The sequence below is a fragment of the Sodalinema sp. genome (genome assembly GCF_046483825.1).
Classification (GTDB): Bacteria; Cyanobacteriota; Cyanobacteriia; order Cyanobacteriales; family Geitlerinemataceae; genus Sodalinema.
Genome location: NZ_JAWOCL010000077.1, coordinates 20415 through 27655 on the forward strand (window position 1 = coordinate 20415; position 7241 = coordinate 27655).

Genomic DNA, 7241 nt, shown 5'->3' on the forward strand with positions numbered 1-7241 from the left:
AACCTGTCAAGTTCAGATAGGCTCAGCAGGATTAGGGATACTTGACCGGAATTTATGGCCCGTGCGCCACAAAAGAGGGTTCAAAGTCCCCCGCTGAGATCGAGATTTTTCATTCAAATACGTCGCTTTAGTTTAGAGGTTTACTCACTATGTCTATTCGCCTTTATGTCGGTAACTTGCCCAAAGATGTTGAGCGAGACGAACTGCAAAACTTTTTCCAGGATGCTGGCGAACTTCTTTCAGTGAAAGTCATCACCGATCGCAAAACCGGTAAATGTCGCGGTTTTGGCTTCGTCACCGCCAAAAATGACGAACAGGCCGATCAAATCGTCGAAGCCTTCAACGGCAAAGAGTTTAAGGATACCGCCCTGAAAGTCGAGAAAGCCATGCCTCGTAAGAAAGGCAAGGAAAAATCCGATAGCGCCCCCGCTCCCAAATCGGGAAGCTCAAACCGCTCTCGTTCGGGTTCATCGACTCGTAGTTCGAGTTCTTCCGACAGCGCTCAACCCGATCCCCGTTGGGCGGATGAGCTGTCTAAACTCAAACAGATGTTGGCTTCTCAAACCACCAACTCCTAGAGTGTGTCGCGGCTTAAAACCGCTGCCTAAGTGACAGATACAATAAGACACTAAAAAAACAAGAAATCCTTGTATAGATTGGGTTTTACAACTGTTTTTTGTAATTGTTTATCTGTCACTTTTATTGTTCACTTTTATTGTTCACTTTCATCTGTAACGTTTCGGTGGCCTCTTTGAGACATCATCGACGGCCATCGTCAACGATCAGATCAGTCATTTGGGGATGTCGCGCGACGCCCCGTTTTTCGATGAGCCATTCCTATGACTGACATTTGGACCCAGGTCACCCTGTCTCAATGGTCGCCGCAGCCCTGGCAGAGTGGGAGTTACGGCTATCGGCTTCTCGTCGGCTCTCTACACCGCTGGAAAGCCGGGAGTTGGTTAATGCAATGGGCCGACAGCCTTGGGGTCTTGTTGTTGGCGGTTCTGTTTGCCCTAGCGCCCTTCGTCTCAACCACACTTATCGGCATTCTACTGGTTCTCAGTGCCGGGTTTTTGCTGTTATTGCTACTGTCCGACGAGAGTGATTTGGGGCTAACCCCGATTCACCTCGGCGTTGGCCTATACTGGCTCATCGCCAGCATTGCCACCGCTTGCTCACGGGTTCCCCAAGAAGCCCTACAAGGATGGGTAAAACTGAGCCTGTTTTTAGTGGTCTTTGCCCTCTCAGCGCGGGTTCTGCGGAGTCCTTGGCTGCGATCGCTCCTCATCACCGTTTACCTGCACACCGCCTTAATTGTCAGCGTCTATGGACTGCGCCAAGTCTTCTTCGGGGCAGAACCTCTAGCCACCTGGACTGATCCCAACTCCGCCTCAGGGAGTATCACTCGGGTGTATAGCTATCTGGGCAATCCGAACCTCCTAGCCGGATACCTAATTCCCGCCATCGCCTTCAGTTTAGGAGCGCTATTCGTTTGGCAGCGTTGGAGTGCCAAAGCCCTGGCCCTGGTGATGTTGACCGTCAACAGCATTGTCGTCCTCAACACCTACAGTCGCGGCGGTTGGATTGGCGTGGCCGCCACTCTCTTTATCTTCGCCCTCTTTGCCGTCTATTGGTGGCGCGATCGCCTCCCGCAACCCTGGCGCAACTGGGCGATTCCAGGACTCCTCGGCATCACCGTCGCCGTTCTCCTCATCGCCGTGACCGCCGTTCCCCCCATCCGCGATCGCGTCTCGAGTCTGTTCATCGGCCGGGGCGATAGCAGTAACAACTTCCGCATCAACGTCTGGAACGCTGTCCTAGAGATGATTCGAGATCACCCAGTCCTGGGCATCGGCCCCGGAAACGATGCCTTCAATCAGGTCTATCCCCTCTATATGCGCCCCCGCTACACCGCCTTAAGCGCCTATTCCGTTCTCCTAGAAATCACCGTAGAAACCGGCATCATCGGACTGACCGCCTTTCTCTGGCTGCTGGCGATCACCGTTCAACAGACCCTGCTACAATTGCAACGGCTGCGTCAGACCACCAATCCTCAAGCCTTCTGGCTCATCGCGGCGATCGCCACCCTCGCCGGCTTCATGGCTCATGGCTTAGTGGATACCGTCTGGTATCGTCCCCAACTCAATACCCTCTGGTGGCTCAGCCTAGGTATCGTCGCCAGCTTCTACCCCAGCAACCCCGCCGAAGCGGTACGTTCGGGCAAGTTTTAACCGAGTCGTTAAAGCCTAACCCTGATAGATATCGGAACACACCTGACCCCGCTTAGCCAAAGAGGACGCCGACAAGAGAAGCCTTCTAAAGCTATCTCTTGAGAGAGGCCGGAGATAAGTTCCCCCTCTTGCCTTTTGCCTTTTGCCTCTTGCCTTCTCCCCCCTGTTCCCTGTTCCCTGTTCCCTGTTCCGGTGTTCCCTTCTCCCTAAGCAAACTTCTCAATCCGGCGTTTGTAGCGCAAATCCGCTTTGGCGTAGAGTTCCCGCAGTTGCACGGTGCGCTCTTTCCAGGCGTTGAGGGTGTTGACGTCTGGGGATTTGAGATAGGCCTGAAATGCTTGACGCTCGGCTTCCATGAGCCGCTGACAGAGGTCGATGGCTTCGGTAACTAGGGCGTGAGCCTGTTGGCCCGGTTGAGCGTTGGGGTTGAAGGACTTATAGAGGTATTGCACAAAGTCAATGACCATAAAGCTGCCAACTAGCCCCGGAATGGCAATAATCAGAAATTTAAGTTGGTTCATAGCACAGACACCGAAATTTATCAACTTATCCAACGATACCACCATCTCTCGGGGTAGGGAAGTGACCTCAAGGCCGGAGGCATCCTGACCCTCGATCGCTCCGCGCTTGGTTGCTTGTCTCCGTATTTATACGGCAATTTCCTACATAAAAACACGGATTCCTAATAAGTGGAAATCACGTAAATTATCACATAATTTAATGATTGTCACCGATGATCGGATGTGAAAATTTCTTACGCTCGATAAATCATCTACTCCAAATTAGCAAAGACGGAGAACCAAAATCCCTGCACAGCAAGGGTTTTATCCATTATTGGATTGTAAGCTATATTATTTTTTAAATAAAAAATCGATTTTAATCATTTTTGGGTATAGCGCTTATCTAGTATTAATGATACACTTAAGCAGGGTCTAGTCCGTTGAGTCCTGTGAAGTGGTCGAGGATAACTGAATGCTATTTTCGCGCAAAGTTAGGTGTGATCTTGAATCAGCAGTGAGCGTAGAGCCAAAGGGTTCGGCGATCGCGTCACCATCGTTCCTGGACGGCGATCGCCCCTTCGCGGCCCTCTTCAATGCCTCCCTCGATGCGATGCTCCTGGCCGACGACAACGGCGGCTACATCGATGCTAACCCAGCGGCCTGTAAGCTCCTGGGGCTAAAGCGAGGGCAGATCATCGGCCGTTGTATTCGTGATTTTCTGACAGACACCGCCAGCCTCGATGCTGACATTGAACAGCGTTGGCGACGCTTCCTCCAACAAGGACAAGAACAAGGACGAGTCTCGCTGGTTCGCGTTGATGGCGAAGTCCGCGACGTTGACTATACCGCCACGGCCCACTTGCTGCCTCATCTGCACCTGGTGATTCTACGGGACATCACCCCTGCACCGCAGGCGTTACCCCCATCCCTTCCCCAGGCTCAATATCGCCTCGAACAAATCGCCCATAATATCCCTGGGGCCATTTACCAATTTTGCCTCGAAGCGGATGGAACGATGTACTTTCCCTACATCAGTGAGGGAGTCCAAGATATTTACGGTGTTAGCCCGGATCGGGTACAAGAAAACTGCTACAGCATCTTCGAGGTCGTTCACCCCGAAGACTTACCTCGGGTCAACCAATCGATTCAAGTATCGGCGGAACAGCTAACCCCTTGGTCTTGCGAATATCGGGTGAATCATCCCAATGGCAGCCAACTCTGGCTTCTCGGGCAAGCGACACCGCAGCGAGACGGCGAGGGTCGTACAACTTGGTATGGCTATATCCGGGACATCACGGATAAAAAAGTGAGCCAACTGACCCTACAAGCCAGTGAAAATAAATTCCGCAATGTGATTGAGAACATCAATGACATGGTGTTTATTATCGACGGCGACGGGACGTTTAACTATGTCAGTCCTACCTTTAAAACGGTCATGGGCTATGAGTTGACGGATTTACCCAATCAGCCCTTTGCTAAGTTTATTCACCCCGATGATCTCGATCGCTGTGTCACGGCCTTCAACGCCACTCTCGACGGTCAAAAGGTCGGGGGGTTAGAATACCGAGTTTTACATCAAGATCAGAATTACTACTGGCATCGTGCCAACCTCTCACCCTTACAGGATCAATATGGGACTCCCCTCTGCTGTTTAGGGATTGCCAGTTATATGGATGATCGCAAAGAAGCGGAACTGGCTCTACAAGAAAGTAAGGCAAAGTTAGACTTTGTTCTGCAAGCGGTGGGTGAGGGAACTTGGGAGTGGAATCTGCAAACCAATGTCGTGAGTTATTCTGCGGAATGGCCCAAACTCTTGGGGTGTCGGTCGGAAGATTTAACCAACACCCTAGAGGATTGGGATACTCGCCTTCACCCGGATGACCGACTTAGGGCTTATGCCGATATGAGTTGTTATATGCAGGGAGAAAGCCAGTCGTATGAAAGTGAGCATCGCCTACGCTGTAACGATGGAAGTTACAAATGGATTTTGTCTCGGGGACAGGTGATTGAACGGGATGAAGCGGGGAATCCAATCCGCTTTATTGGCCTGTTTAATGACATCTCCGAGCGTAAAGCCAATGAAACGATCCTTGCTGAGTTAACGGCAAGATTGCAGCAGGCTCAGGATGTCGCTCGTATTGGTTACTGGTCGTTTGATTTGCTCACGGAAAAAATCACTTGGTCGGAGACTGTATTTGAGATATTTGGTATGAGTCCGGAGGATTCAGAACCAACCTTTTCAGAACATTTAGAGCAAATTCATCCTGATTATCGAGATGAATTTCAAAAACGCTTAACCGAGGCAAGTTTTGGAAAACCGCAAAACTTTGATATTGCAATTGTTTTACCGCAAGGGGACATTCGCTATGTCAACAGTCGAGTTCAGTTAGAGTCTCAGGATGGCCAAGTGTTGCGGATGTTTGGAACGGTGATGGATATCAGCGATCGCAAACTGGCGGAACTCGAACTGGAGCGATTTTTTACAGTCGGGTTGGATCTCCTTTGTATTGCGGATCTCGATGGCAATTTCCGTCGTCTGAATCGAGCTTGGGAGACAACGTTAGGTTACGGCTTAAATGAACTCGAAGGACAGCCTTTTTTGGGATTTGTCCATCCTGACGATGTTGCACCAACGTTGGCGGCTATATCCGATTTAGGGAACTTCAGTGATGTGAATCGTTTTGTGAACCGTTATCGGGATAAACAGGGGAATTATCATTCAATTGAGTGGCTGGCGGCTCCTCATGGTGATTTGATTTATGCGGCGGCTCGGGATATTACGGCTCGCTTGGAGACGGAAGCAACACTGCAAGCGTTGGTGAGTCGCACCCAACTGTTGAATGCGATTAGTGATGAAATTCGCAATTCTTTGGATCTCAATACGATTCTACAAAATGCGGTGAATGCGATCGCCGCTGAACTTGAAGTCGATATCTGTACCTTTGGCTGGTACAATCCTCAATCAACGCCGCCGATCTGGCAAGTCGTGAATGAACGCAAAGATGCGTCTATCCCGAGTTGGCTGGGTTCCTATCCGTGGGAGGAGTTCCCGACGTTATTTGAGCATATTCTCGATGATTGCCTCTATACGTTAGATGTCAATACATCCCAAGATGAGGCATTAACTAAATTTTGTCAGGATGCCGGAATTAAGCTCTATCTCGCTTTGCCAGTTCATACGGGATCGGGTCAAATTGGTGGGTTTGAAATGGGACGAATTGATAGCGATCGCCCCTGGGGAACGGCTGAAATTGAGTTGTTGAAAAATATCGCCAATCAGGTGGCGATCGCCATCCAACAAGCTCAACTCTACACCGAATCTCAACAGAAAACCCAAGAACTCGAACAAGCCTATCGAGACTTACAAGAAACTCAAGTCCAACTGATTCAAGCTGAAAAAATGTCCAGTTTAGGACAGTTAGTTGGCGGTGTCGCTCATGAAATCAATAATCCCGTCAGTTTCATTTATGGCAACTTAACCCATATCGCGGACTACACCCAAGACTTGTTACAGCTTGTTGATGTTTACCAACAGAACTATGGTACATCCGAGCCGGCGATCGCCGACTGTATCGCCGAGATTGACCTAGACTTTATTATTGACGATTGTCCCAAAACCATTAACTCGATGAAACTCGGGGCCGAGCGTATCCGAGATATCGTCAAATCCTTGCGAACCTTCTCCCGCCTCGATGAATCAGACTTCAAAGCCGTCAATCTCCACGATAACCTTGAAAGTACCCTACTAATTCTGCAAAATCGCCTCAATGGCCGAGGTGGAACCCCAGCCATTCAAGTGTTCAAAGACTATGGAGATTTACCCAAAATCGCCTGTTACAGTGGCTTACTCAATCAAGTCTTTATGAATATCCTCATCAATGGGATTGACGCCATTGAAGAAAAGCGGAACCGTCTCCCCGTAGAGACTCAATCTGACTGTCAAGGCTCTCTGAGACTGCGAACACGCCTCGAAAACGGGATGGTGTCCATTAGTATTCAAGATAATGGAACTGGGATGAGTCCAGAGGTTCGCTCTAAAATCTTTAATCCCTTCTTTACCACTAAACCCATTGGAACCGGAACTGGGATGGGACTGTCAACGAGTTATCAGATTGTGACCCAGAACCACAAGGGACACTTGTACTGCACCTCCGAGGTGGGCCAAGGGAGTGTATTTGTGATTCAGCTACCTCAAGTTCCAGAGAAACGACCGTCCCGCGACGGGGGAAAGGCCCTCAATCGAGTCTAGGATGTTGAATAATGGACAATTCAAAATACACGAACAAAAACAGCAAAACCCCTGATAAATAAAGGTTTACGCTTGTTAAATCGTCCTATCTTATCTGTCTGACCACGCTTTTTTCTGTAAAAACACTGAAAAAGTGGTGACAAATTCAAAAAGGGGTGTTATACTCTATGTAGATTTACGCAAGGTTTACAGAGGGCATAACCGCCGGCTTCCAACAGGGATAGAAGGTTGTCGGGGTTAGCCCTCTTTCTCTTTTTTGGG

4 protein-coding genes are annotated in these 7241 nt (G+C 49.6%); 3 read left to right on the forward strand and 1 reads right to left on the reverse strand.

Annotated features, from left to right (window positions below):
* Window positions 1-149 precede the first annotated feature (149 nt).
* Entirely contained in the window at window positions 150-578 is a 429-nt protein-coding gene (locus tag R6U67_RS05220; RefSeq protein WP_410251566.1) for an RNA recognition motif domain-containing protein, read from the forward strand.
* Between the two features lie 261 nt (window positions 579-839).
* Window positions 840-2231 (forward strand): IctB family putative bicarbonate transporter, encoded by a 1392-nt coding sequence (locus R6U67_RS05225; protein WP_410251567.1) that lies wholly within the window; start codon window positions 840-842, stop codon window positions 2229-2231.
* Between the two features lie 206 nt (window positions 2232-2437).
* Here R6U67_RS05225 and R6U67_RS05230 read toward each other — a convergent pair whose 3' ends face one another.
* A complete protein-coding gene (locus tag R6U67_RS05230; protein ID WP_068788605.1) occupies window positions 2438-2752 on the reverse strand; it encodes a hypothetical protein in 315 nt (104 codons plus the stop codon).
* 493 nt (window positions 2753-3245) lie between these two features.
* Here R6U67_RS05230 and R6U67_RS05235 point away from each other — a divergent pair, with 493 nt between their 5' ends.
* Window positions 3246-6980 carry a PAS domain-containing protein gene (locus R6U67_RS05235; RefSeq protein ID WP_410251568.1) on the forward strand — a complete coding sequence of 1245 codons (3735 nt, stop codon included), beginning with the start codon at window positions 3246-3248 and terminating at the stop codon, window positions 6978-6980.
* Window positions 6981-7241 lie beyond the last annotated feature (261 nt).

What these genes read in the sequence shown, in the direction of transcription:
- R6U67_RS05220 (WP_410251566.1), top strand. Translation starts at nt 150, where the DNA reads ATGTCTATTCGCCTTTATGTCGGTAACTTGCCCAAAGATGTTGAGCGA.
- R6U67_RS05225 (WP_410251567.1), top strand. Translation starts at nt 840, where the DNA reads ATGACTGACATTTGGACCCAGGTCACCCTGTCTCAATGGTCGCCGCAG.
- R6U67_RS05230 (WP_068788605.1), bottom strand. Translation starts at nt 2,752, where the DNA reads ATGAACCAACTTAAATTTCTGATTATTGCCATTCCGGGGCTAGTTGGC.